Genomic DNA, 22,426 nt, shown 5'->3' on the forward strand with positions numbered 1-22,426 from the left:
CAAAATTATAGAGAACTCACGGCAATGATTAACCATAAGAGACTCAGTGTACCACGCATACTTACTCCTGTTGCACTAGCAATTACGCTCGCCGCCTGTTCTTCAGGTCCAAGACAGCCTGATGGCGTTGATGTAACACTTGAGCCTACTCAGTCTGTTCAGAACTATATGATCCAAGCTGATAGCACGGAAGGCAGTTTACAAAATGACTGGTTGATCATGGCAACCAAAGCCGCTATTCAAGCGAACCAGTTTGATCAAGCAGAACTGTTGATCAAACGTCTGGCTCGACAACAGTTGACCGAAGTTCAGCAAGCGGAGTGGCAACTGGCGCGTGCGACCATACAGCAAAAGCAAGGTAATTACTCGCAGTTGCTGCAATTGTTAAACTTTAAACCTTGGTGGAAATTGCCAAACGAGCAATGGAAAGACTATTACTTGATGCGTGCCGACGCTTATCAAGGCCTCAACCAAGCGTTTGAAGCAAACCGCCAGCTGGTTGCATTTGGTCAATACGCCTCGTCAGCAGAGCAGAGGGAAATCTCTAGCCGTATTTGGATGAACTTTGGCAGCTACTCAGAATATGAACTCACCTCATTAGAAACAGAGCCGAATGAGGATGTTCTAGACGGCTGGCTTCAGCTGGCTGTTTATGCAAAAACGCTGTCGGGCAACCTGTCCCAGCTTAAAAATACGCTAGAGCGCTGGTTAAGCGAAAACCCTTCGCACCCAGCTGCTATCTATACACCAGAAGAGATTCAAAACATTCTCTCTCTTGATATCGTGAAGCCAAACAATACTGCTTTATTGCTGCCGCTGACGGGTAAGTTCTCGCCACAAGCGCAATTAATTCGTGATGGTTTTGTGTTTGCGATGATGAATGATCGTAATCGAGATCCTAGTGCAACACTTACGGTGATTGACACCAATGCGTATAACGCTGACCAAATTAAACAACGCTTGATCAATGAAAACATCGATTTTGTTGTTGGCCCTCTAGAAAAAGAGAACGTGGAGTTGTTGCACACAACCATGGATGGCTCAGCAAATGGCCCTACCATTCCAGCCCTTGCGCTAAATATCCCCGAGGATGTGCAACCAGATAGCAATATTTGCTACTTGGCATTATCACCGGAACAAGAAGCCGCACAAGCTGCAAAACACTTGTTCAGCGAAGGCTACAACTTCCCTCTTATTCTTGCACCAAAAGGCAGCTTTGGAGAGCGTGTAACTGAGGCTTTCAACAAAGAATGGCGAAAGTACAGCTCTAACAAAGTCGCAGCAAGTTACTTTGGTGACAAGCGCCAACTTCAAAAAGACATCAATGAAGTATTTGGCCTGCAAGAGAGCAAGCAGCGTATCGCCCAGATGCAATCATTAATGCGAATTAAGCTTGAAACACAGCCACGTAGCCGTCGTGATGTTGATGCGGTTTATATCGTAGCTAGAAGCACTGAGCTGACTTTGATCAAGCCGTTTATCGAAGTAGCGATTAACCCTGATGCGAAAGCACCACAAATCTTCTCTAGTTCGCGTAGCAACAGTGGCGGCGCGACATACGAAGATCTAACAGGCATCATCTACAGCGACATTCCATTGCTGATTGACCCAGATCCTAGCGTAACCGCTGAAATGAACGAGCTTTGGTCAGAGCAATCTAACATGGAAAAACGTTTGAAAGCACTCGGTATGGATGCATATAAATTGATCGGTGAACTTCCACAAATGAAGGTCGTTCCTGGTTACTCAGTCGGTGGCCAAACCGGTATTTTAAGTATCGACAACAACTGTGTTGTACAGCGTGAATTGAGCTGGGCTGAGCGTGGGGCTCTTTAGTAAGCGCCAAATCGGAAATCAATATGAAGCTCTGGCGAAGCACTATTTGCAACGCCAGGGCTTGAGCTTTATTGAACAAAATTTCCTGACCAAGGTCGGTGAGATTGATTTAATCTTCCAACAAGGTGAAACTATCGTGTTTGTTGAAGTCAAATATCGTAAGAACGATCACTTTGGCTCAGCAGCAGAAATGGTAACGCACGCAAAAATGCGCAAGCTAATCAAAACTGCACAAGTTTGGCTTAGCCAACAAAAGCGCTTAAAACACAATATCGATTATCGGTTTGATGTCATCGCTATTCATGACAATGGGCGAGATATCAACTGGATAGAAAACGCAATCTCTGAAGGATAAGCGATGCTAGACAGCATTAAAGACAGCTTTACAGAAAGTATTCAAATTCAAATCGCAGCAGCAGAGGCGCTGCCCGATGCCATTACTCACGCGGCCCAAGCGATGGTCTCAAGCTTGCTCAATGGCAACAAAATTTTATGTTGTGGTAATGGCGGCAGTGCTTCAAACGCTCAACAATTTGTTTCTTGTCTTTTAAACCGTTTTGAAACTGAGCGCCCTAGCCTACCTGCAATGGCCTTAACAGCCGATAATACAACCCTGACCGCTGTTGCAAACGACTACCACTACCAGGAAATTTTCTCAAAACAGGTACGAGCGTTTGGCCAGCCAGGCGACATTCTGCTTGCCATGTCGACTAGCGGTAACAGCAAAAATATTATCAAAGCGATGGAAGCGGCCGTAACTCGAGACATGACGATTATCGCGCTAACAGGCAAAGATGGCGGTGAGATGGCAGGACTGCTTGGTGAGAACGACGTCGAAATTCGCATTCCATCACACCGCACTGCACGTATTCACGAAGTACATATGGTGACACTCCATTGTCTTTGTGATCTTATTGACCAGGTGCTTTTCCCTGCTCATGAAGAGTAACCAAGACTGAGGGTCAGAATTATGATACGTAGCCTCGTTATCTTATTAACAGCATTGAGTTTAAGTGGTTGCGCTGGCTTGTTTATCGCTGGCGCTGCAACCACAGCAAATATTGTCACGGACACACGCAGTACAAAACAAATTTGGCAGGACAACAACATCGAATTCGAAGTTGCAGCGATCGGTAACAAGGCGCCGTTTAAAGGTGAAGTTCGTGTGGTTGCCAGCTCTTATAACGGTACGGTTGTTCTTATGGGTCAGGCTCCAACGCAAGACCTTATCCATGCTTTAGAGCGAAGAGCTCGAGAAGTTAGTGGTGTGAAAGTCATACACAATCAAATCAAACAAAAAGAGCCACTCACTGTCACTCAAGTTAGCAACGACAGCTGGATCACAACCAAAGTAAAATCAGCCTTGCTTACCGACTCTGAGCTCAATGGCGTTAAGGTTAAAGTGATCACTGAAGACGGCGACGTTTTTCTGTTTGGTTATGTCACACCAGAGCAAGGCGAGCGAGCGACAGAAATCGCGCGTAATATCTCTGGCGTAAAACAAGTCATTAAAGGGTTCCAATATGGCGAAATGGAACCTGTTGAAGTGGACTTACCGAGTGACGGTGTACAAACAATAGAAAGTGAGACAAACGCGGAAAATGAAGCCAACGTCGAAGCATTTACGATTGAGTAATTGCGAAACATCACTTGAAAACACGTCAAGACACTAAAAAGAAAAAAGCAGCGTTACGCTGCTTTTTTATTATTTAATCACTCTTAAGCTTGGTTTGCCTTTTGGTCGAGGAGCATCGTCCTCTTCGGCATCCGAATCAGAGGCTAACTCAGAAGGCTCATCGCTAACCGTTGTAAACGATGGGGATGATTCTTCCTCGGTCATCGCTTCTTCTTCGATGTGAGTGTACGCTTCTTCTGGTTCAAACATAGTACCAGCACCATTCTCACGCGCATAAATAGCTTGGACAGCATACACAGGCACAATTACTGAGTGTGGACGGCCGCTAAAGCGAGCATGGAAGGTAATCGCATCATTACCTAACTCAAGATTACCCACCGCACGTGGTGCAATATTCAAAATAATTTGACCATCTTGAATAAACTCAACCGGTACACGTACGCCCGGCATCGTTGCATCCACCACCAAGTGAGGAGTCAAGTCATTGTCTACTAGCCAATCGTAAAATGCACGAAGCATATACGGACGGCGAGCAGTCATTTTTGCAATATCCATAACGTGTTTAAAATCGCTTAGCGAACTAGGCGCATTTCACGTTCAGCTTCAGTTAGGGAAGCAAGGAACGAATCACGTTCAAATACGCGGTTCATGTACACCTTGATTTCTTTTGAACCAGGGCCAACCAGATCGATACCAAGTTGAGGCAAACGCCACAATAATGGAGCTAGGTAACAGTCGATCAAGCTGAATTCTTCGCTCATGAAGTACTCATATTCAGCAAAAATTGGCGCTAATGTCAGAAGATCATTACGCAGCTTTGTGCGTGCTTTTTCTGATTCTTCCGCATTACCTTTCATCACTTTTTCAGCGAGTGAATACCAGTTGCGTTCGATACGGTACATCATCAAGCGGCTGTTGCCACGAGCAACAGGGTAAACCGGCATTAGAGGTGGATGAGGGAAACGCTCGTCCAAGTACTCCATGATGATTTTTGAATCGTAAAGAGCTAGCTCACGGTCAACAAGAGTTGGCACTGATTTATATGGGTTTAGCTCAACAAGCTCAGCAGGAAGGTTTGCTTCGTCAACAAGCTCAACTTCAACACTTACGCCTTTTTCAGCTAGTACAATGCGAACCTGATGGCTATACAAATCTGATGCACTTGAGAAAAGAGTCATCACAGAACGTTTATTGGCAGCTACAGCCATGGAGCCCTCCAGTACACTTACAAATAAAAACAATGGAGGCTAAGCCTCCATTGTACATCAATTAAAATTGGGAATTAGCACGGTATTTTAGCACAATTAATGCACATCGCGCCAATACTCTTTCTTGAGCATCACGACAACGATAGTTAGAAGCACTAAGAAGCCCATTACCCACCAACCTAAAGCATGACGCTCAAGCTGCACTGGGTCACCTGAATAAACCAAGAAGTTCACTAGGTCGCCAACCGCTTTGTCGTATTCGCCTTCGCTCAGCTCCCCCGTACCGTCTGTCTCAGTACCAACAACAACTTGTACTTCTTCGCCATCTACGATTTTCGTATCGTAAATCGGCGTCGGGATACCTTGTAGCTCTTCGAGCACATGTGGCATACCAACACTCGGGAAGACAATGTTGTTCACGCCGAATGGACGAGATGGATCAACATAGAAAGAGCGTAAGTAAGTGTATAACCAATCAGCACCACGAACTCGTGCAACCAACGTAAGATCTGGTGGTGGAGCACCAAACCAGTTTGCCGCTTGCTTCGGTGGCATTGCGTTGACCATTAGATCACCGATTTTCGCTTCAGGATTGAAAATCAGGTTTTCTTTCATTAAGTCTGTTGGAATTTCCAAGTCTGTTGCTACACGCTCATAACGCTGATACTGCGTTGAGTGACAAGCAAAACAGTAGTTCATGAACAACTTCGCACCGTTTTGTAGCGAAGCTTTATCCGTTAGGTCAACATTCGCTTTATCAAGCGGAACGTTAGCCCCCGCTGCCATCGCTAGTGATGGCAACATAGCAAATAGAATTACAATCCACTTCTTCATTTGAATGTCACCCTCTCTGGTAATGGTTTGGTTGCTTCATTTTTGCTGTAGAAGAACAGCAACACAAAGAACATGAAGTAACACAAGCTAAAGATCTGAGATAGTAGTGTGTACGTTGGTGTTGCAGGTAACGCACCTAAAATACCCAGAGCGATAAAGGCGATAGTGAACTGTACAATATTCAACAGATGAAGTTTGCTACGGTAACGGTATGAACGAACTTTACAACGATCCAACCAAGGTAGAACAAACAGCACTGCAATTGACGCACCCATTAGGATAACACCTAATAGTTTGTCTGGAACCGCACGTAAAATTGCGTAAAACGGCGTGAAGTACCATACAGGAGCAATGTGCTCTGGTGTCTTCAGTGGGTTGGCCGCTTCAAAGTTAGGCGGTTCAAGGAAGTATCCTCCCATTTCTGGGTTAAAGAACAGCACGTAACAGAAGAAGAACAAGAAACCAGCCACACCAACTAAGTCCTTAACCGTACCGTATGGGTGGAAAGGAATAGAGTCGATAATGTCGTATTTCTTCGTGTAGTAATCGTGGAACTTGAACTGTGTCTTGTAATCATCGCCCATTGAACCTTTTGGTAGCTTAGTTTCGATACCATCAGGGTTGTTTGAGCCGACTTCGTGCAGCGCCAATACGTGCAGAACCACAAGAAGAAGTAGAACGATAGGCAGTGCGATAACGTGTAGCGCGAAGAAACGGTTTAACGTTGCACCAGAGATGATGTAGTCACCACGGATCCAAAGCGTTAGGTCATCACCGATAACAGGAATCGCACCAAACAAAGAAATGATTACCTGTGCACCCCAGTATGACATCTGACCCCATGGCAGTAGGTAACCCATGAATGCTTCAGCCATTAGAACAAGGAAGATCAACATACCGAAGATCCACAGTAGTTCACGAGGTTTTTGGTATGAGCCGTAGATCAGGCCACGGAACATGTGCAAGTACACAACAACGAAAAACGCAGATGCGCCAGTTGAGTGCATGTAACGTAGAAGCCAACCGTACTCTACATCACGCATGATGTACTCGATAGAAGCAAACGCACCGTCACCAGAAGGAACGTAGTTCATCGTTAGCCAAATACCCGTTAGGATTTGGTTAACCAGAACCAGCATCGCCAGAGAACCGAAAAGGTACCAAAAGTTGAAGTTCTTAGGCATTGGGTATTCAGACAAATGCTTTTTATAAGCATTCATTGCAGGAATACGCTTTTCAACCCAGTCTAACATTGCTTGCATTATGCATCCCCCTCATCAACACCCACAATGAGCTTGGTGTCGCTCAAATACATGTGCTTAGGAACGACAAGGTTCAATGGAGCAGGTACCCCTTGGAACACTCGACCAGCCATATCGAACTTAGAACCATGACAAGGACAGAAGAAGCCAGATCTTACGCCCTGGACCTGCTCTGAGAAAGAGTCTGGTAGATAGGTTGGTGAACAACCTAGGTGAGTACAGAAACCAACAGCGACAAAAAACTCTTCCTTAATCGAACGAAACTCATTCTGAGCGTACTCAGGCTGCTGTTCCATTTCAGATTGCGGATCACGAAGCTTATCGCCGATCGTTTTTAAGTTATCTAGAACGCTTTGAGTGCGGCGAACAATCCATACAGGTTTCCCCTGCCACTCGACACGAACCAGCTGACCTGGTTCAATTTTACTTATATCCACTTCCACCGGTGCACCTGCCGCTTTGGCTTTGGCACTCGGATTCCATGATTTGATAAAAGGCACGGCGACGGCGACTGCCCCTAACCCACCAACAACTGCCGTTGTAGCGGTTAGAAAACGCCTGCGACCGTTATTTAAAGGCGCGTTGCTCATCCAAACATTCTCCCATTTGCTCCCTTTGGATCGTTATTATTCCGCTTATAAGAGCATGGCTAACAAATAATGAATTTAGTTCTATTTATTGGAGGGAAATGATAAAGAAAACCCTACTTTTTGACAAGATAAAGCTACCTTTTTGTAACATTTGTGAGGCAAATCGCTCGCGTCGTCACAAAAGCGGCAGAATTATAAAAAATTGATGTGATTTGTAACAAGAAAGCACAACATGGAAGTTCTGCTGAAAGCTATTCAAACCTTTTATCTTGGTAGTTTTCAGTTAATTACACAGCAAAATATTTCTTAGTGCGCATTCAACTTACGTTGTTTGTATTTTCACTTTTGTAGCACGCCGCATACGCAAAAAAGACGAGTAGGCATTTTAAAACATGTTGCAGGGATATTAAGACGTAAAGGCACCCACAGCAGATAAATAAGCTTATAACGTATGGTAAGGAAGAAGCCTTACTCTGAGCCTAGTTATAAGTGAATACAAATGGATATTGATAGGCAAGTATTATTTCTTTAAAAACAAAAAAGCCCGGCATAGAGCCGAGCTTTTGGTACACAGTTTCCAGAGTAACTCTGAAAAGCAGAATTTCCAATAAGAGGAAATTAACGCTTAGAGAACTGTGGACGACGACGTGCTTTACGTAGACCAACTTTCTTACGTTCAACGCAACGAGCGTCACGAGTAACGTAGCCAGCTGCGCGTAGAGCAGGACGTAGAGACTCATCGTATTCCATAAGCGCGCGAGTGATACCGTGACGGATAGCACCAGCTTGACCAGAAATACCGCCGCCTTTAACTGTTACGTAAAGGTCTAGCTTTTCAGTTAGTTCAACAAGTTCTAGAGGTTGTTGTACAACCATGCGAGCTGTTGGACGACCGAAGTATTCGTCAAGGTTACGCTTGTTTACTACAATGTTGCCGCTGCCTGGTTTAATAAAAACACGTGCAGCTGAGCTTTTGCGACGGCCAGTGCCGTAGTATTGATTCTCTGCCATTTTCGAAATCCCCAATTAGATGTCTAGTACTTGTGGTTGTTGAGCAACATGGTTGTGCTCAGCGCCTGCGTAAACTTTAAGCTTACGGTACATAGCACGGCCTAGAGGACCACGTGGAAGCATGCCTTTAACTGCAAGCTCAAGAACCATCTCAGGTTTACGATCGATCAACTTTTCAAAAGTGATAGATTTTAGACCACCTGGGAACTCAGAGTGACGGTAGTACACTTTGTTCTTAGCTTTGTTACCAGTTACAGCAACTTTCTCAGCGTTGATAACGATGATGTAGTCACCAGCGTCAACGTGAGGAGTGTATTCAGCTTTATGTTTGCCACGTAGGCGAGATGCAATTTCACTTGCTAGACGACCAAGAGTTTTACCTTCAGCGTCTACAACGTACCAGTCGCGTTTTACAGTTTCTGGTTTAGCAACGAAAGTTTTCATGCTAATAATAACCCGTTAATTAAAATTTAAACTTTAAGGAACACCGTTCTGGTGCTCCCACACTGTCTAAGAGCCCAGTCATCACCCCTTCGAGTCGTTGGTACTCTCGACCTTCAATTTCGAAATAACTTCGATAATCAGGTCTGCAGTAACGGTGGGTCGCAGGATTATAGAGAAGAGCGAAGAAAAAATCACCTTTTTTTGCGCCAAATCACTAATTTTTTCTTCACTTTTTAAGAACCCACTAGATTTAGGCCAAATGCTCACGCGCGAGGTACTCATGACTTTGCATCTCAGTGAGCCGAGACAAACAGCGCTTAAATTCAAACTCGAGCTGCCCCTCAGTATATAAGTCTTCCATTGGCACTTCAGCAGAAATAATCAACTTCACATTGCGCTCGTAAAACTCATCGACCAGTGCGATAAAACGCCTCGCAGCGTCATCTATTTTTCGGTTCATCTGTTGAACGTCCGCCAATAATACCGTGTGATAAATTCGGGACAGCTCAATGTAGTCATTTTGACTGCGAGCGGTTTGGCATAACTGAGCAAACGACGCATGCAGAACCCCATCACTCGCTTCAATTACCTCAAGCTGACGGTGATTAACTTCGATTTGATGAGCGACGATCTGACGTTCGCCCGTCAGCTGCTGATAATACTTGTTGAGATTAATGTTGGCCTGTTCATCAAGTGGATAATGGTATATTTCGGCCTGTTCAAGCGTTCTTAAGCGATAATCAACGCCACTATCAACATTCAACACGTCACAGCGTGCCAAAATCATATCAATTGCAGGCAAAAAGCGCGCTCTTTGTAAGCCATTACGATATAAGTTCTGCGGTTCGATGTTTGAAGTCGCGACTAGGATCATCTGCCGCTTGAACATCTCTTGGAGTAACGTTGCAAGGATCATCGCATCCGTAATGTCAGAGACAAAAAATTCATCAAAGCAAACCACATCCGCTTCTTCTTTGAATTTATCCGCTACTTTTGCTAGCGGATTTTCGACATCACCTAACAGCTTCAACTCATCATGTACTCGATACATGAAGCGGTGAAAGTGTACGCGCATTTTTCTTTGGGTTGGTAAAGCATCAAAAAACGCATCCATGAGGTACGTTTTACCGCGTCCGACTCCTCCCCAAAAGTAAAGACCTTTTGGGGGCTCAGGCATGTCGATTTTTTTCCCCATGAGCTTTTGCCATTTGGAAAGCTGGGGCACAGGAGCTGACTGAAATTCAACGATAGCATGGTAAAGCTTATCTAATGCAACGACCGCTTGATACTGAGCTTCATCACGCTGAAACCCGTGTTCTGCTATGTCTTTTTGATATTGTTGTAGTGGTGTCATCGTATTAAGTCGTATAGAGGTACTGGGAAAAGGGTTACCTCGGGGTCAACTTTGAGAATAGAGAGAAGTAGTTATCAGTCCCCGAAGACATACTGCTATTTTTCTTTATCGGCTGTTCAAGCCATAGTAACATGGACTAGCACCGCGTGTAACTAAGTAGTAAAAGACTTGTTAAAACAACTATAAGGAGCAGTTATGCCTTGGATTTATGCCATTGTGGGTTTGCTGGTCGGTACAATCGTAGGCGTAGTCATTAGTAGACTAACCACCCCTGAATACAAGAAACAAAAGTCTGTGCAGAAAGAACTTGAAGCGGCCAAGTTTGAACTAGAGCAACAACGTCAAGAGCTCGTCGATCATTTTGCACAAACCGCAGAAATGTTGGATACACTAGGTAAAGATTACACCAAGCTGTACCAACATATGGCTAAGACCTCTTCTGAGCTTTTGCCAAACTTGCCAGAGCAAGACAACCCGTTTGATAAGAAAACGGCAATGTCTTCTGAAGCTATTGCAGAAGATCAACCAGAGTTTAACGAACAGCCAAAAGACTACGCCAATGGCGCAACGGGTCTTTTAAAGGATCAAGAGAAAGAAATCATTAATGCTCCCGAAGCGGTAACCGCAAAAGCATCATAATCTTCTCTTACCTCTACCTATTAGGGCCGATACATTTGTATCGGCCCTTTTTTGAACTTTTTCTCCTTACCTTTGCTCTAACTTGGATGTGAACTGCCTCCCCCTTTGATTATCCGAACTAGGCCCTATATTAGTTATTAACAAAGTGAACTAACCGTTCGGATATTTCTTTTTGGCAGACATGTTTCAAGAGGAGTTATTGGATGAAAAAACCACTGCTTGCGCTCACCGTTCTATCTCTGAGTTTGGGCTCTATTATTGCGCCAGTTCAAGCCACCGCCGCATTACCTTTAAATGTGGATGGCCAACAGTTACCTAGCTTGGCGCCCATGCTTGAGAAAGTAACCCCTGCTGTTGTGAGTATTGCTGTAGAAGGCAAACAAGTACAAACCAGCCGTATTCCCGAACAATTTCAATTCTTCTTTGGACCGGACTTTCCGATGGAGCAAAGGCGCGAGCGCCCGTTCAGAGGTTTAGGTTCTGGTGTCATTATTGATGCGAAAAAAGGGCATATCGTCACTAACTACCACGTAATCAAGGGCGCGGATGAGATTCGAGTTCGCCTCTATGATGGTCGCGAGTATGACGCTACGCTCGTTGGCGGCGATGAGATGGCCGATGTTGCGTTGCTTAAATTAGAAAAAGCGAAAAACTTAACACAAATTAAAGTCGCAGATTCCGACAAACTTCGCGTAGGTGACTTTACGGTTGCGATTGGTAACCCATTCGGGCTCGGTCAAACCGTGACGTCGGGCATCGTCTCAGCGTTAGGCCGTAGTGGCTTAAACGTTGAAAACTTCGAAAACTTCATCCAAACCGATGCCGCAATTAACAGCGGTAACTCTGGTGGTGCATTGGTCAACCTTAATGGTGAGCTGATCGGTATTAATACTGCGATTTTAGGCCCTAACGGCGGTAACGTGGGGATTGGCTTTGCGATTCCGTCCAACATGATGAAAAACCTCACCGAGCAAATTCTAGAGTTTGGTGAAGTCAAACGCGGCATGTTGGGTGTACAGGGTGGTGAAGTAACCTCTGAGCTGGCTGATGCATTGGGTTACGAGTCGAGTAAAGGAGCCTTTATTGGCCAAGTCGTACCAGACAGCGCAGCCGATAAAGCTGGATTGAAAGCCGGTGATGTAATTGTATCGGTAAACGGCAAAGAGATTAATACTTTCTCAGAGCTCCGCGCAAAAGTGGCAACGCTGGGCGCAGGTAAAGAAATCACATTAGGTGTGGTTCGAGATGGTAAGAATAAAACCTTTGATGTAACGCTTGGCGAATCTACAAATATGAAAGCCAAAGCCGAAACATTACACGAAGGGCTCAAGGGTGCTGAGTTAAGCAATACGACACCAAGTGATGCAATTCAAGGCGTTAAAGTATCAAGCGTTGCAGATAACTCTCCGGCAGCTCAATATCAATTACAACAAGGTGACATCATTATCGGTGTGAACCGTCAGCGCGTGAAAAACCTTGCTGAGCTTCGTGCAATCGTGGATAAGCACAAAGGCGTATTGGCTCTGAATATTCAGCGTGGCGAACGTACTATTTATCTTGTTATTCGTTAGTCACTTTCAAAGTGATAGGAAATAAGGTTTTCGATGCATAGCACCGAGTAATAAGCCTCGAATACTTTTCCTTATCGCTCAATAGCTAATGAAAAGGGCAGCACGATTCCGTGCTGCCCTTTTGTTATTTTTCAATGTAATGCTATTCTTCATCTTCTATGCCATTTTGGCGCTCATGCATGGAGAGGATATGCTCAGCTTTTTATTACGTTCTGTCTTTTTAGGCTTGGCTACTGCCGCAGTGGTATTACTGGCGGTGCCATCTTTGCGCCACAACGTAATTCCTGCCGCGCTAGATCCGCAACCTGTTAATATCGCGTCCGTTGAGTTGACATTTAATCAGGCGGTGCGAAGAGCAGCACCTGCCGTAGTAAACATCTACAGCCGTAAATATGTTGAAAATGATCGCAGTAAACTCTCGACTCAAGGTCTGGGTTCAGGTGTCATTGTCAGTGAGAAAGGCTACATCATTACCAACTACCACGTGGTTGCTCAAGCAGACCAAATTGTTGTCGCATTACAAGACGGTAGAGCCGCGGCAGCTCAGCTAGTTGGCACGGATAAACGCACAGATATTGCCGTACTGCGTGTCGAAGGTTCGAACTTACCTGTTATCCCTCTGAACTCTAATTACAAGCCACAAGTGGGTGATGTGGTCCTAGCCATCGGCAACCCATACAACCTTGGTCAAACCACAACGTTCGGCATTATTTCAGCAACAGGACGCTCATCTATTAGCGACGGTCGCCAAGCATTTATTCAAACCGATGCCGCCATCAATGAGGGCAACTCTGGCGGTGCTCTAGTGAATACACAAGGTGAGCTCGTCGGCATCAATACCGCCTCTTTCCAACAAGCGACTGATTTAGAAACTTACGGTATTTCCTTTGCGATCCCTGCGCCACTAGCCAGCAAGATCATGCAGAAAATCATCGCTGATGGTCGCGTGATTCGTGGTTATATTGGAATCGACGGCCAAGACATTAATGCGGTCACTGCTCGCCTACTTGGAAATGAACACATAGGTGGTATTGTCGTGCTTGGTATTGATCCAAATGGTCCAGCCAATGCGGCAGGCTTCCAAAAGCAGGACATCATTATCAGTATTGATGGCAATAAAGTGCAAGGGCGTCAGAGCGTTATGGATATCGTCACCGATTTACGTCCTGGCACCACCGTGGACGTCGGCATCATTCGCAAAGGAAAAGAGATGAGCTTGAAAGTCACGATTGCTGAAGACAAGCAAGAAGCATAAAAAATCCCAGCCATTGGCTGGGATTTTTATTTGTGCGTTACTCGCTATCGCTCGGTGTTTCCGTCGTATCGGAATCATCCAGCTCAACTTCAATGCGAGTGACTCGCTGCAAACCTCTTGGTAATAACCCACCTCGGCGACCACGTTCGCCACGGAAGTTATCAAGGTCAGACGGTTTAAGACCCAACTTTCGCTTACCCGCGTACAGCGTTAACGATGCACCTTTCGGTAAAGACATTAAGTGAGATAATACTTCTTCCCGCTCTTTTGCTTTTGCAGCAGGAATGTTGATGATCTTATTCCCCTTACCTTTCGCCAGCTGTGGCAGGTCTTTGATTGGGAACAGCAGCATGCGACCTTGGTTAGTGATTGCTAAGATTTCATCAGAATCTAAATCTTCAATCCCTTTTGGCGTCATGACCTCAGAGTTAGCCGGTAAAGTGACCAGCGCTTTACCACTGCGGTTTTTAGACAGCAAGTCAGCGCCTTTACATACAAAGCCGTAACCTGCATCTGAGCCCACCAGCCACAGCTGATCTTCTTCACTCATGATCACTTGGCGAATACTGCTACCAGCCGTAATATTCAAACGACCGGTAATCGGCTCACCTTGACTACGAGCAGAAGGCAGCGAGTGCGATTCCAGAGAGTAACTTCGACCATCACTACCTAGGAATACCGCAGGCTGATTACTCTTACCTCGCGCATGCGCTAAGTACTTATCACCCGACTTATAGTTCAAGCCTTCTGCATCTACGTCATGGCCTTTCGCGTGACGAATCCAACCTTTCTCAGAAAGCACAACCGTGATTGGTTCGCTTGGAACAAGATCACGTTCAGTAAGCGCTTTTGCTTCTGCACGCTCAACCAATGGAGATCGACGGTCATCACCGTATTTCTCAGCATCCGCTTTGATTTCTTTTTTCAGTAGTGTGTTTAGACGACGCTCAGAACCGAGTAGCAGTTCTAGCTTCTCACGCTCTTTCTCTAGCTCGTCTTGCTCACCACGGATCTTCATCTCTTCTAGTTTGGCTAGGTGACGAAGTTTGGTGTCTAGAATCGCATCCGCTTGGATATCGGTAATACCAAAACGTGCCATCAATACCGCTTTAGGATCATCTTCAGTACGGATGATCTCAATCACTTCATCTAGGTTTAGGTAAGCAACCAACAAACCTTCCAAAATGTGTAAGCGAGCCATGACTTTGTCTAGGCGGTGTTGTAGACGACGACGTACGGTCGTGCGACGGAACTCAATCCACTCTGACAGAATTTGCACCAGACCTTTAACTTGAGGACGATTATCCAAACCAATCATGTTCAAGTTAACGCGGTAGCTGCGCTCAAGATCCGTTGATGCGAACAAGTGGTTCATCAACAAATCACAATCGACGCGGTTTGACTTAGGAACCACAACGATACGCGTTGGGTTCTCGTGATCCGACTCGTCACGAAGATCGTCAACCATTGGCAGCTTCTTCGCTCGCATCTGGTTAGCGATTTGCTCAAGCAGTTTTGCACCCGATACTTGGTGTGGCAGAGAGGTGATAACGATATCAGAACCTTCTTTGTGCCACACCGCGCGCATCTTGATGCTGCCGCGACCGTTGCGGTAAATCTTCTCAATATCCGCTTGCGGCGAGATGATTTCTGCTTCTGTTGGGTAATCCGGACCTTTAACATACTGCATCACGTCCGGCAGTTCTGCTTTCGGGTTGTCGATCAAATGAATAGTCGCATCTGCGATTTCACGAACGTTGTGCGGTGGGATGTCTGTTGCCATACCAACCGCAATACCGGTTACACCGTTAAGCAGGATATGAGGCAGACGTGCTGGCAACATTTGTGGCTCTTTCATTGTGCCATCAAAGTTAGGTTGCCATTCAACCGTGCCCTGGCCCAGTTCGCCTAGCAATACTTCAGCAAACTTAGACAGTTTTGCTTCGGTATAACGCATTGCCGCGAATGATTTCGGGTCATCTGGCGCACCCCAGTTACCTTGACCATCGACTAATGGATAGCGGTAAGAGAATGGCTGAGCCATCAATACCATCGCTTCGTAACACGCTGAATCACCGTGCGGATGGTATTTACCTAGCACGTCACCAACCGTACGTGCAGATTTTTTGTATTTTGCTGATGCAGAGAGACCAAGCTCTGACATCGCATAAATGATGCGTCGTTGAACCGGCTTTAAGCCATCGCCAATGTATGGCAATGCACGGTCCATGATTACGTACATCGAGTAGTTCAGATAAGCGTCTTCAGTGAACTTGCGCATTGGCAACTGTTCGACGCCATCGTAGGTAATTTCTGTAGACATCCGTTACACCTCTGCCAAGTCGCCGTTGTTTTGTAGCCAAGAACGACGGTCATCTGCACGCTTTTTACCTAGCAGCATGTCCATCATTTCCATGGTCGCCGTAGAGTCGTCAATGGTTAACTGCACTAAGCGACGCGTGTTCGGATCCATGGTGGTTTCACGCAACTGAAGTGGGTTCATCTCACCCAAACCTTTGAATCGTTGCACGTTGATTTTGGCTTTCTTCTTCGACAAGCGCTCTAAGATGCCATCTTTTTCATCGTCATCGAGGGCGTAGAACACTTCTTTCCCGCAATCGATTCGATACAGAGGCGGCATCGCCACGTAGATATGACCCGCTTCAACCAGTGCACGGAAGTGACGAGTGAACAGTGCACAAAGCAGCGTTGCGATGTGAAGACCATCCGAGTCCGCATCGGCAAGGATACAGATCTTACCGTAACGAAGACCATCAAGGTTATCGCTGTCAGGATCAATCCCCAAAGCCACTGAAATATCGTGTACTTCTTGAGATGCTAATACTTGGTCAGCAGAGACTTCCCACGTGTTCAAGATCTTACCACGCAGTGGCATCACGGCTTGGAACTCACGGTCACGTGCCTGTTTTGCCGAGCCACCCGCAGAGTCACCCTCCACAAAGAAGATTTCAGTGCGACTTAAGTCCTGTGCTGAACAGTCGGTCAACTTACCTGGCAGTGCCGGGCCGGACGCCACTTTCTTACGTACGACTTTTTTCGCTGCACGCATACGACGGTGCGCATTAGCGATACAGACTTCTGCCAATTGCTCTGCTAGCTGAGGCTTTTCGTTCAACCAAAGACTGAACGCATCTTTTACTACGCCAGAGACAAATGCCGCGGTTTGACGAGAGGACAGACGTTCTTTGGTCTGGCCTGCAAATTGCGGATCTTGAATTTTAACCGACAACACGTAAGAACAGCGGTCGAAAACGTCATCACCCGTTAGCTTCACGCCACGAGGTAATAGATTACGGAACTCACAGAATTCGCGCATCGCTTCTAACAAGCCTTGGCGTAAACCATTAACGTGCGTACCACCTTGAGCAGTTGGGATCAGGTTAACGTAGCTTTCGGTGATCATCTCACCACCTTCTGGCTGCCAAATTACCGCCCAGTTTGCCGCTTCGGTATCCGCCAAGAACTCACCAGTAAATGGTTCTTCAGGAATAACTGGGTAGCCTTTTACGCCTTCCGCAAGATAGTCTTTAAGACCGTCTTCGTAGTACCACTTATAGTCTTTACCATTAACTTTGTCGGTTAATGTAATTTCTAGGCCCGGGCACAAAACCGCTTTTGCGCGCAGATTATTGACTAGGCGTGTAACAGAGAAGTTAGCCGAATCGAAGTACTTCGCATCAGGCCAGAAATGCACGCTGGTACCGCGATTGCGACGACCACATGTGCCGGTTACGGTCAGGTCAGAGACTTTATCACCGTGCTCAAATGCAATTTCATACACTTGACCATCACGACGAACGGTTACTTCAACGCGTTTTGACAACGCGTTTACTACCGAAATACCTACCCCGTGCAAACCACCAGAGAATTGGTAGTTTTTGTTAGAGAACTTACCACCTGCGTGCAGCTTGCATAGGATTAACTCTACGCCCGACACTTTCTCTTCTGGGTGGATATCAACAGGCATGCCTCGACCATCATCGATCACTTCTAGTGATTGGTCGGCATGTAGGATGACTTGTACTTTTGAGGCATGTCCGGCTAGCGCTTCATCGACACTGTTGTCGATAACTTCTTGGCCCAAATGGTTTGGGCGCGCTGTATCCGTATACATCCCTGGTCGGCGACGTACTGGCTCTAAGCCATTCAGTACTTCAATGGCACCAGCATTATATTGTTCAGTCATAATACGGAATTATTCTCAAAGTTTACTTGTTGCCTGAATATCACCAATGGGTGAACCCATACTCAGGAAACGAAAAAGCCACCCTGTTCACATCACTAAGTGCTTGTAAACATGATGCATAACAAAGTAGCCAGGGTCCTCGACCCTTAAGATCTTTTGGCAAAACATAGTCGGAAAGCATACCGCCCATGTCAAGAAACGGTTGGATATATCAATAAAAACTATGAGCCTTTTCCAATCGCTTTCGAATTACAGTTCTAGAAATTCGATAATCTGTGCAGGATAACGCTCAAAGCCTACAAAACTGTGATCACCGCCTTTTTCTACTGTTTGCTTAGCGTCTGCAAACTTATCTACCGCTTGTCGATAGTCTAAAACCTCATCTTCTGTTTGCTGCAACAACCAGAAAGAATGTGGCGACGCGATGCTTTGTACATCAAGAGCTTTTAACTCGTCAATATGACAAGCTTCAAGTGTATAGGTTTCGTGCGTATAAGGGTTAGTTTGCTCCCCCAAATAATCTACTAACAACTCATAGGGCTTAACCGCAGGGTTGACCACAACCGCTTTAAATCCAAACTTGTCATTTAGCCACATTGACATAAAGCCGCCTAATGAGCTGCCCACCAGACCAATGTTATAGTCGTCTTTATATTGCTCGATGATATCCAACAACATTTTCGCCGCTTGTTGAGGATAACAAGGTAACTGGGGAACAATCACTTTGATATCAGGACGATGCTGCTCGCAGTATGCTCTCATCACATTGGCTTTCATTGAAAGTGGGGAGCTGTTAAAACCATGGATATACAGAAGAAGTGAAGGTTTACTCATAGATATCTCGCACAAAAAAGCGAGCCCGAACATAGAGCTCGGGCGCGTTAGTATCCGTTAGAAGAGAAGTCTGGTTGGAACTGGCCGTCAGGAAGTCGGCCCACTTGGGTCGTAATCTCACCACAAGCGTGCAACTGCAGTTCACGCCAACCAGGCGAAGTCGTATCGAGGGCAAAATCATCCGAGTTGGGCTTAAACTGAACACACGTCGAGGGTGTTGCCATCACTCGAATACCATTATGAAGCACATTCATGTCTTGATGAACATGACCACAGAGAATGCCTTTCACGTTATCAAAACGATCGACAACCTGCCAGAACGCTTCGGCATCTTTTAAGGTATGTTGATCAAGCCACGCGCTTCCCACCAATAATGGATGGTGATGCAGCAACACAAGTGTGTGCCTTTCTGGGTGTTCTGCTAACTTTTCTTCGAGTAACGCTAACTGCTGATCACTCAAGCGTCCGTGGGGAACGCCAACAACTTGCGAGTCTAAAAGAACTAACTGCCAATGCGCGCCAAGCAATACATGCTCTGCCGCTTTGATTTGTTGCGAAGGTAATACACTGCCCATATTGGGCTTGTAGTCATGATTACCAGGCAGCCAAAAGCAGTCTTTCTCTAGCGGTTCAATGCCTTCGGCAAAGCGCTGGTAAGATTCTGCACTATGGTCTTGGGAAATATCCCCTGTCGCCAAGATGTAATCAAACGTCACGTTGCGGCGTAAAACATCAGCAACAACAGCGTTAAAGCTATCGGCCGTTTTTACGCTCAGCAAACTTCCCTCATCGGCAGCAAACAGATGAGTATCCGTAATTTGTAAAAGTTTGATGCTGTCACTAGATGATTGCAAAATGAAAACCTGATTCGTCCACTATATCGTTATTTGTTATTTTCCTTTAGTGACGTGACGATCAATTGAAGGCAAGTGGTGTTCTACTGATACCACTTCGTAAACAAAACGTCAGCCATTCACCGAGGAATGTGTTTAGTTGATGCTTTTCATCTTTCTGCATCAGTTGGTCGTTGGGATAATCATACTTAGCTTTTATGCGAGAGAACTCTCCGCTTGAGCATACTTCGGCTACTCTCGCATCGTGATAAAGCCTGACAGACATCGTCGGTAAAGGAAACACTGGCGTTTCATCACTCTGACATATCTCAACAACTGTGGTGTATTTTGTGATTTCATTCACGGTCAGTTGGTAAACCATGTTCGCCGCTTGATAGCAGCGTACATCCCCAACTTCGGCAGAAGCAGGCAATAAGGCGTTCAATTTAGCGTAGTTGGTCTCATAGGTTCTCATTAGACCCGCTAAATCAACATGATACCTCTGTTTTTCAGCCACTTGTGCCATTACTTACTCTCCACCATTTGGGGTTGCCCCCACTGTGACTTCAACTCTTGATGGTTTAATTGCAACCATTGCAACGCAATAATCGACGCACCATTTTCAAATTTTCCGTCTTTCACCCATTGATATGCTTGCTCACGACTCAAAACATGTACGCGAATATCTTCATTCTCATAGTCTAAACCATGAATGCCGTGCGCTTTAGATGCGTCCACTTCACCAACAAATACGTCCAACTTTTCCGAGCAACCGCCAGCAGAAGGATAATAAGAAGTGACTGGCGCAACACGCCCCACTTGTATCCCCGCCTCTTCGACAGCTTCTCGGCGAATGACGGCTTCAGCTGATTCATCACGGTCAATCATACCCGCGACAATCTCTAGCTGCCATGGGTATTGATGCTCTAAGGCTCCTACTCGAATCTGTTCAATGATAACCACTTGATCCGTATTTGGATCATAAGGAAGCATCGCTGCAGCATGACCACGTTCGAACATTTCTCGTTCGACAACCTCGCTCCAACCTCCAGCAAATAGCTTATGCTGAAAGCGATATTTCACCATTTTGAAAAAGCCTTCAAATAAGGTTTCTTTCGAGATGACTTTTACATCTTGCGAAGTAAAATCCTTTTGTTGTTTGTCACACTGTTGCATTCGACACCTCTCTGAGTGAATCTTGTAGTTTACTCATTGTTATTCGCTTGCTCAAAGGACTTGGCTCAACTTTTTGTACAATAGTTACAAATTAATTTAAGTCTTTGGTGAAAATTTATTGCACAACTGGATAATTACGTGTAAAAAAGTGCAAACTTTAGAGTAAATATCGTGCAAATTGAGTTAAACTACTGAGAATTAACCAATCTATTGACCGCGGGAATAGAAAATGAAAAAATTGCTTCCACTATTTATCAGTGCAGCGCTAGGTAGCATGAGTACGTCTGCGTTCGCAGACTCTTTGGCTGAAATCTACGACTTAGCAAAACAAAATGATCCACAATTGCTCAGTGTAGCAGCACAACGTGACCAAGCTTTCGAAGCAATCACCTCAAGCCGTAGTGCTCTATTACCACAAATTAACCTAACAGCAGGTTACAACTTAACTCGTGGCGATACTGAATACGACTCAAATCTAGTCAATGACGTATCAAACGATGCCAACGCTCTAACCGCTGGTGTTAGCTTTTCACAAGCACTTTACAACCGCGCATCTTGGATCTCGCTAGATACCGCTGAGAAAAGTGCTCGCCAAGCAGACGCAACTTACGCTGCGACTCAACAAGCACTAATTCTTCGTGTTTCACAAGCGTATTTTGAAGTTCTACGCGCACAAGACAACCTTGTTTTCGTCCGTGCAGAAAAAGCCGCAGTGGGTCGTCAACTAGAGCAAACAAAACAGCGTTTTGAAGTAGGTTTATCTGCGATCACTGACGTACACGACGCGCAAGCTCAGTACGACCAAGTACTGGCGGATGAAGTGTTAGCAGAAAACGCACTGACTAACAGCTACGAGTCATTACGTGAAATCACCGGTCAAGAGCACAAAGATCTCAACATCTTGGACACTCGCCGCTTCACTGCTAGTCCATCGACCGTGCCTGCTGAGTCGCTAATTGACGAAGCAAAAACCAAAAACCTGACCTTGCTGTCTTCACGTATTCTTCAAGATATCGCACGTGACAATATTTCACTAGCAAGTTCTGGTCATCTACCAACGCTGTCTCTAGACGGTGGTTACAACTACGGTGATACGTCTCATAGCTCTCGTGACAACACCACAGACAACTTCAATATCGGTGTGAACCTTGCGGTGCCGCTATACACGGGTGGTAACGTCACCTCTCAAACCAAACAGGCTGAATACGCGTACGTGGCTGCAAGTGAAGATCTTGAAGCACAATACCGTAGCGTAGTAAAAGATGTTCGCGCACAAAACAACAACATTAACGCCTCTATCGGCGCACTACGTGCTTATGAGCAAGCCGTTATTTCTGCGCGCTCTGCACTAGAAGCAACAGAAGCAGGTTTTGATGTGGGTACTCGTACTATCGTTGACGTGCTAGACGCAACTCGTCGTCTATACGATGCGAATAAAAACCTATCGAACGCTCGTTACGACTACATCTTAAGTGTTCTTCAGCTACGCCAAGCAGTTGGTACGCTAAGCGAACAAGACATCTTAGACGTTGATGCAGGTTTGAAAGCAGCAAAATAATTGCTGACTGAATGCTTCAGTTCTCAATAAATAAAAACGCCAGTTGATTTATCAGCTGGCGTTTTTTATTGCTTGCAGTTAAGAGACGAAAAGTATCTCAGAACATCAAGTATCAAAAAGGCCGCACTTGGCGACCTTTTACAAACAAATAGCGTTTCAATGCCAACAAATCGTAGGC

At 45.6% G+C, this 22,426-nt stretch carries 22 protein-coding genes; 8 read left to right on the plus strand and 14 right to left on the minus strand.

From position 1 onward, the window contains the following. Nucleotides 1–24: 24 nt before the first annotated feature. Genes L3V27_RS13010 through L3V27_RS13025 form a run of 4 tightly spaced genes read left to right on the plus strand, consistent with a single transcriptional unit; the run spans nucleotide 25 to nucleotide 3,472 of the window. A complete protein-coding gene (locus L3V27_RS13010; protein WP_048626628.1) occupies nucleotides 25–1,836 on the plus strand; it encodes a penicillin-binding protein activator in 1,812 nt (603 codons plus the stop codon). Further along, nucleotides 1,823–2,191, plus strand: coding sequence for a YraN family protein (locus L3V27_RS13015; RefSeq protein WP_005396457.1), 369 nt, complete (start codon nucleotides 1,823–1,825; stop codon nucleotides 2,189–2,191). The genes L3V27_RS13010 and L3V27_RS13015 overlap by 14 nt, the downstream gene beginning before the upstream one ends. A 3-nt stretch (nucleotides 2,192–2,194) precedes the next feature. Further along, nucleotides 2,195–2,785 (plus strand): phosphoheptose isomerase, encoded by a 591-nt coding sequence (locus L3V27_RS13020; protein WP_005372901.1) that lies wholly within the window; start codon nucleotides 2,195–2,197, stop codon nucleotides 2,783–2,785. A gap of 21 nt (nucleotides 2,786–2,806) precedes the next feature. Then, entirely contained in the window at nucleotides 2,807–3,472 is a 666-nt protein-coding gene (locus L3V27_RS13025) for a BON domain-containing protein (protein WP_237312018.1), read from the plus strand. Between the two features lie 69 nt (nucleotides 3,473–3,541). Here L3V27_RS13025 and sspB read toward each other — a convergent pair whose 3' ends face one another. From sspB to zapE, 8 genes are all read right to left on the minus strand, one after another. Further along, nucleotides 3,542–4,027 (minus strand): ClpXP protease specificity-enhancing factor, encoded by a 486-nt coding sequence (gene sspB / locus L3V27_RS13030; RefSeq protein ID WP_031780550.1) that lies wholly within the window; start codon nucleotides 4,025–4,027, stop codon nucleotides 3,542–3,544. 17 nt (nucleotides 4,028–4,044) lie between these two features. Further along, nucleotides 4,045–4,680 (minus strand): stringent starvation protein SspA, encoded by a 636-nt coding sequence (sspA, locus tag L3V27_RS13035; RefSeq protein WP_005372897.1) that lies wholly within the window; start codon nucleotides 4,678–4,680, stop codon nucleotides 4,045–4,047. Nucleotides 4,681–4,776: 96 nt separating this feature from the next. After that, the gene (locus L3V27_RS13040; protein WP_005372881.1) at nucleotides 4,777–5,514 is read right to left on the minus strand and encodes a cytochrome c1; all 738 of its coding nucleotides are present in this window, start codon (nucleotides 5,512–5,514) and stop codon (nucleotides 4,777–4,779) included. Then, on the minus strand, nucleotides 5,511–6,776 hold the full coding sequence (locus tag L3V27_RS13045) for a cytochrome bc complex cytochrome b subunit (protein ID WP_005372880.1): 1,266 nt from the start codon (nucleotides 6,774–6,776) through the stop codon (nucleotides 5,511–5,513). The genes L3V27_RS13040 and L3V27_RS13045 overlap by 4 nt, the downstream gene beginning before the upstream one ends. Beyond that, nucleotides 6,776–7,366: a ubiquinol-cytochrome c reductase iron-sulfur subunit gene (gene petA, locus L3V27_RS13050; RefSeq protein ID WP_005396462.1), complete on the minus strand. Its 591-nt coding sequence runs from the start codon at nucleotides 7,364–7,366 to the stop codon at nucleotides 6,776–6,778. Before petA ends, L3V27_RS13045 begins: the two co-directional genes overlap by 1 nt. A gap of 618 nt (nucleotides 7,367–7,984) precedes the next feature. Further along, nucleotides 7,985–8,377 (minus strand): 30S ribosomal protein S9, encoded by a 393-nt coding sequence (rpsI, locus tag L3V27_RS13055; protein WP_005372876.1) that lies wholly within the window; start codon nucleotides 8,375–8,377, stop codon nucleotides 7,985–7,987. Between the two features lie 15 nt (nucleotides 8,378–8,392). After that, nucleotides 8,393–8,821, minus strand: coding sequence for a 50S ribosomal protein L13 (gene rplM, locus L3V27_RS13060; protein ID WP_012842158.1), 429 nt, complete (start codon nucleotides 8,819–8,821; stop codon nucleotides 8,393–8,395). Nucleotides 8,822–9,071: 250 nt separating this feature from the next. Beyond that, nucleotides 9,072–10,175 (minus strand): cell division protein ZapE, encoded by a 1,104-nt coding sequence (gene zapE / locus L3V27_RS13065; protein WP_005395918.1) that lies wholly within the window; start codon nucleotides 10,173–10,175, stop codon nucleotides 9,072–9,074. Nucleotides 10,176–10,370: 195 nt separating this feature from the next. Here zapE and zapG point away from each other — a divergent pair, with 195 nt between their 5' ends. From zapG to degS, 3 genes are all read left to right on the plus strand, one after another. Next, nucleotides 10,371–10,814: a Z-ring associated protein ZapG gene (gene zapG, locus L3V27_RS13070; protein ID WP_005395919.1), complete on the plus strand. Its 444-nt coding sequence runs from the start codon at nucleotides 10,371–10,373 to the stop codon at nucleotides 10,812–10,814. Nucleotides 10,815–11,017: 203 nt separating this feature from the next. Continuing rightward, nucleotides 11,018–12,385: a Do family serine endopeptidase gene (locus L3V27_RS13075; protein ID WP_047009069.1), complete on the plus strand. Its 1,368-nt coding sequence runs from the start codon at nucleotides 11,018–11,020 to the stop codon at nucleotides 12,383–12,385. Between the two features lie 190 nt (nucleotides 12,386–12,575). Further along, complete coding sequence (gene degS, locus L3V27_RS13080) at nucleotides 12,576–13,640, plus strand: outer membrane-stress sensor serine endopeptidase DegS (RefSeq protein ID WP_046873999.1); 1,065 nt, start codon at nucleotides 12,576–12,578, stop codon at nucleotides 13,638–13,640. A 37-nt stretch (nucleotides 13,641–13,677) separates the two neighbouring features. On the opposite strand, the gene parC is transcribed toward degS, so the two are convergent. From parC to nudF, 6 genes are all read right to left on the minus strand, one after another. Then, complete coding sequence (gene parC / locus L3V27_RS13085; RefSeq protein ID WP_237312019.1) at nucleotides 13,678–15,963, minus strand: DNA topoisomerase IV subunit A; 2,286 nt, start codon at nucleotides 15,961–15,963, stop codon at nucleotides 13,678–13,680. Nucleotides 15,964–15,966: 3 nt separating this feature from the next. Then, nucleotides 15,967–17,847: a DNA topoisomerase IV subunit B gene (gene parE / locus L3V27_RS13090; RefSeq protein WP_005395924.1), complete on the minus strand. Its 1,881-nt coding sequence runs from the start codon at nucleotides 17,845–17,847 to the stop codon at nucleotides 15,967–15,969. Nucleotides 17,848–18,096: 249 nt separating this feature from the next. Continuing rightward, nucleotides 18,097–18,681: an esterase YqiA gene (yqiA, locus tag L3V27_RS13095; RefSeq protein WP_237312020.1), complete on the minus strand. Its 585-nt coding sequence runs from the start codon at nucleotides 18,679–18,681 to the stop codon at nucleotides 18,097–18,099. 47 nt (nucleotides 18,682–18,728) lie between these two features. Next, the gene (gene cpdA / locus L3V27_RS13100) at nucleotides 18,729–19,535 is read right to left on the minus strand and encodes a 3',5'-cyclic-AMP phosphodiesterase (RefSeq protein ID WP_005395929.1); all 807 of its coding nucleotides are present in this window, start codon (nucleotides 19,533–19,535) and stop codon (nucleotides 18,729–18,731) included. Between the two features lie 61 nt (nucleotides 19,536–19,596). Further along, nucleotides 19,597–20,040: a DUF1249 family protein gene (locus tag L3V27_RS13105; protein WP_005395930.1), complete on the minus strand. Its 444-nt coding sequence runs from the start codon at nucleotides 20,038–20,040 to the stop codon at nucleotides 19,597–19,599. Beyond that, on the minus strand, nucleotides 20,040–20,690 hold the full coding sequence (gene nudF / locus L3V27_RS13110; protein ID WP_170892353.1) for an ADP-ribose diphosphatase: 651 nt from the start codon (nucleotides 20,688–20,690) through the stop codon (nucleotides 20,040–20,042). Before nudF ends, L3V27_RS13105 begins: the two co-directional genes overlap by 1 nt. A gap of 229 nt (nucleotides 20,691–20,919) precedes the next feature. Here nudF and tolC point away from each other — a divergent pair, with 229 nt between their 5' ends. Beyond that, entirely contained in the window at nucleotides 20,920–22,248 is a 1,329-nt protein-coding gene (tolC, locus tag L3V27_RS13115) for an outer membrane channel protein TolC (protein ID WP_012842165.1), read from the plus strand. The last annotated feature ends 178 nt before the right edge of the window (nucleotides 22,249–22,426 follow it).

The sequence above is a fragment of the Vibrio sp. J2-3(2022) genome (assembly GCF_021725735.1).
In the GTDB taxonomy this organism is placed as follows: domain Bacteria; phylum Pseudomonadota; class Gammaproteobacteria; order Enterobacterales; family Vibrionaceae; genus Vibrio; species Vibrio diabolicus.

Bases quoted from the DNA above. Each gene is read 5' to 3' on its own strand.
- L3V27_RS13045 (WP_005372880.1), bottom strand. From the start codon at position 6,776: ATGCAAGCAATGTTAGACTGGGTTGAAAAGCGTATTCCTGCAATGAAT.
- sspB (WP_031780550.1), bottom strand. From the start codon at position 4,027: ATGGATATTGCAAAAATGACTGCTCGCCGTCCGTATATGCTTCGTGCA.
- parC (WP_237312019.1), bottom strand. From the start codon at position 15,963: ATGTCTACAGAAATTACCTACGATGGCGTCGAACAGTTGCCAATGCGC.
- rpsI (WP_005372876.1), bottom strand. From the start codon at position 8,377: ATGGCAGAGAATCAATACTACGGCACTGGCCGTCGCAAAAGCTCAGCT.
- L3V27_RS13075 (WP_047009069.1), top strand. From the start codon at position 11,018: ATGAAAAAACCACTGCTTGCGCTCACCGTTCTATCTCTGAGTTTGGGC.
- nudF (WP_170892353.1), bottom strand. From the start codon at position 20,690: ATGCAACAGTGTGACAAACAACAAAAGGATTTTACTTCGCAAGATGTA.
- petA (WP_005396462.1), bottom strand. From the start codon at position 7,366: ATGAGCAACGCGCCTTTAAATAACGGTCGCAGGCGTTTTCTAACCGCT.
- L3V27_RS13025 (WP_237312018.1), top strand. From the start codon at position 2,807: ATGATACGTAGCCTCGTTATCTTATTAACAGCATTGAGTTTAAGTGGT.
- L3V27_RS13040 (WP_005372881.1), bottom strand. From the start codon at position 5,514: ATGAAGAAGTGGATTGTAATTCTATTTGCTATGTTGCCATCACTAGCG.
- zapE (WP_005395918.1), bottom strand. From the start codon at position 10,175: ATGACACCACTACAACAATATCAAAAAGACATAGCAGAACACGGGTTT.
- L3V27_RS13020 (WP_005372901.1), top strand. From the start codon at position 2,195: ATGCTAGACAGCATTAAAGACAGCTTTACAGAAAGTATTCAAATTCAA.
- L3V27_RS13010 (WP_048626628.1), top strand. From the start codon at position 25: ATGATTAACCATAAGAGACTCAGTGTACCACGCATACTTACTCCTGTT.
- yqiA (WP_237312020.1), bottom strand. From the start codon at position 18,681: ATGAGTAAACCTTCACTTCTTCTGTATATCCATGGTTTTAACAGCTCC.
- rplM (WP_012842158.1), bottom strand. From the start codon at position 8,821: ATGAAAACTTTCGTTGCTAAACCAGAAACTGTAAAACGCGACTGGTAC.
- parE (WP_005395924.1), bottom strand. From the start codon at position 17,847: ATGACTGAACAATATAATGCTGGTGCCATTGAAGTACTGAATGGCTTA.
- sspA (WP_005372897.1), bottom strand. From the start codon at position 4,680: ATGGCTGTAGCTGCCAATAAACGTTCTGTGATGACTCTTTTCTCAAGT.
- degS (WP_046873999.1), top strand. From the start codon at position 12,576: ATGCTCAGCTTTTTATTACGTTCTGTCTTTTTAGGCTTGGCTACTGCC.
- tolC (WP_012842165.1), top strand. From the start codon at position 20,920: ATGAAAAAATTGCTTCCACTATTTATCAGTGCAGCGCTAGGTAGCATG.
- L3V27_RS13105 (WP_005395930.1), bottom strand. From the start codon at position 20,040: ATGGCACAAGTGGCTGAAAAACAGAGGTATCATGTTGATTTAGCGGGT.
- zapG (WP_005395919.1), top strand. From the start codon at position 10,371: ATGCCTTGGATTTATGCCATTGTGGGTTTGCTGGTCGGTACAATCGTA.